Source organism: Paracoccus versutus, from assembly GCF_000763885.1.
In the GTDB taxonomy this organism is placed as follows: Bacteria; Pseudomonadota; Alphaproteobacteria; order Rhodobacterales; family Rhodobacteraceae; genus Paracoccus; species Paracoccus versutus.
In genome coordinates this window covers 1-2,180 of the sequence record NZ_JRKO01000146.1, presented here as the reverse complement: position 1 = coordinate 2,180, position 2,180 = coordinate 1, and the positions used below count along the sequence as shown (strand labels likewise).

2 protein-coding genes are annotated in these 2,180 nt (G+C 66.2%); both read right to left on the bottom strand.

The genetic code is table 11. The features are described 5' to 3' along the window. Positions 1-952 (bottom strand): ABC transporter permease (locus IT40_RS26305; protein WP_072461588.1); only part of this gene is annotated, 952 nt, incomplete at its 3' end. A gap of 5 nt (positions 953-957) precedes the next feature. Continuing rightward, on the bottom strand, positions 958-2,180 hold a 1,223-nt coding region (locus IT40_RS26300; protein ID WP_036761449.1), incomplete at its 5' end, for an ABC transporter permease.

The window sequence follows — 2,180 nt, the reverse complement described above, 5'->3', positions numbered from 1 at the left end:
ACCTTGGGGTCAGGCCCCTGAGCCGTTCCGAGCGCCTGCGGAGCAGCTCGACGGTGGTGAGCAGCGCGATGGAGAAGATGACCAGCAGCGTGGCGACGGCGAGGATGGCGGGCGAGATCTGCTCGCGGATGCCGTTCCACATCTGCCGCGGGATGGTCTGCTGGTCCGGCCCGGCGATGAACAGCACCGCCACCACCTCGTCAAAGGAGGTCACGAAGGCAAACAGCGCCCCCGAGATCACGCCGGGCAGGATCAAGGGCATGGTGATGCGGAAGAAGGTCGTGCGCGGGTTCGCCCCCAGGCTCGCCGCCGCCCGGTTCAGCGACTGGTCAAAGCCGATCAGCGTCGCCGTCACCGTGATGATGACGAAGGGAATGCCCAGCGTGGCATGGGCCAGGATCACCCCCAGGTAGGTGCCCGCCAGCCGGCCGCATTCCGGGTTCAGCCCGATCCAGCTCAGCGGCTCGCAGGGGTTCGAGTAGAAGAAGAACATCCCCGTCGCGGTGATGATGATCGGCACGATCATCGGCGAGATCAGCATGGCCATGATCGCCCGGCGCCAGGGCATCTCGGGCCGCGACAGACCCAGCGCCGCCAGCGTGCCCAGCACCGTGGCCAGGATGGTCGAGAAAAAGCCGATGATGATCGAGCTTTTCGCCGCATTCACCCATTTCGCGTTCTGCCAGGCATCCGCCCACCAGCTCAGGTCGCGCGGCGCGTCCGGCCGCGCCATGCCGAAGGTCAGCAGGCTGTCGTACCAGCGCAGCGAATAGCCCTCGGGGTCGAAGGACAGCATCCGGTCGGTGAAGGTGAAATAGGGCTCGGCGTTGAAGCTCAGCGGGATCACCACCACGATGGGCGCGATCAGGAAGAAGAAGATCGCGCCGCAGATCACCAGATAGGCGTAGTGCCAGACCTTCTCCAAGGGCGATGCGTAAGTCGGAAGCGCCATGGCGATTACCCCAGTTTCAGGTTGTCGATGCCGACCAGCCGGTCATAGACCCAGTAGAGGATCAGGACCCCGCCCAGAAGCAGCGCCGCCAGCGCGGCCGCCATGGACCAGTTCAGCGTCTGCGTCATGTGCATCGCGATCATGTTCGAGATCAGCTGCCCCGACGAGCCGCCGACCAGCGCGGGGGTGATGTAGTAGCCCACCGCCAGGATGAACACCAGAAGCGCCCCCGCCCCCAGCCCCGGCAGGGTCTGCGGGAAATAGATCCGGCGGAAGGCGGTCCAGCTGGTCGCCCCCAGGCTGCGCGCGGCGCGCACATAGCTGGGATTGATCGTGCGCATCACCGAATAGAGCGGCAGGATCATGAAGGGCAGCAGGATATGGGTCATGGCGATGATCGTGCCGGTCTGGTTGAAGATCATCTGCAGCCGCTGGGTGTTGCCGATCACCCCCAGCCAGACCAGCACGTCGTTGACCACGCCCTGCTGCTGCAACAGCACGATCCAGGCCGTGGTCCTGACCAGCAGCGAGGTCCAGAACGGCAGCAGCACCAGGATCATCAACAGGTTCGACTGCCGCATCGGCAGCGTCGCCAGCAGGTGCGCGACCGGAAAGCCCAGAAGGAAGGTGGTGAAGGTGATGACCAGCGACAGCCAGAAGGTGCGCATGAACAGCTTGACATAGATCTGCTGCTGCGCCGGGGCGGCAACCACCTCGCCCTGGTCGTCGCGGGTGCGGTCGACCGCCGCCAGGTAGAAGTTGCTGGTATAGGGCGAGGAGGCCTCGCGCATCACCGACCACAGCCTGGGATCGCCCCATTTCGCGTCCATCTCGAGGATGGCCTCGCGATAGGGCGGCTCGATGCCGCCGCGGGCCTGGCGCCCGGCCGAGGTGAACAGCGAGCGCGTGCCCGGCATGTCGTAGTTGATGCGGGTGCCGACGACGCCGACGGTGCGCGCCTGGGCGGCGGCGGTCAGGTCGGCGGCCAGCGCCGCCCAGGCGGCATCGTCGGGTTCGGTGCCGCGGGGGTTGTCGTGGAACCAGGCCGAGAGCTGCGGCATGTTGGCCGAGAAGCCGTCGTTCTTGACCGAGCGCTGCAGCATCTGCCCGATCGGCACCACGAAGGTGATCAGGATGAACAGCAGGAGCGGCAGCACCAGCAGGAACGCCCGCCGACGCGCACGACGCGAACTCCGCGCAAGCGCAGACTTCAACGGACGACCGTCCG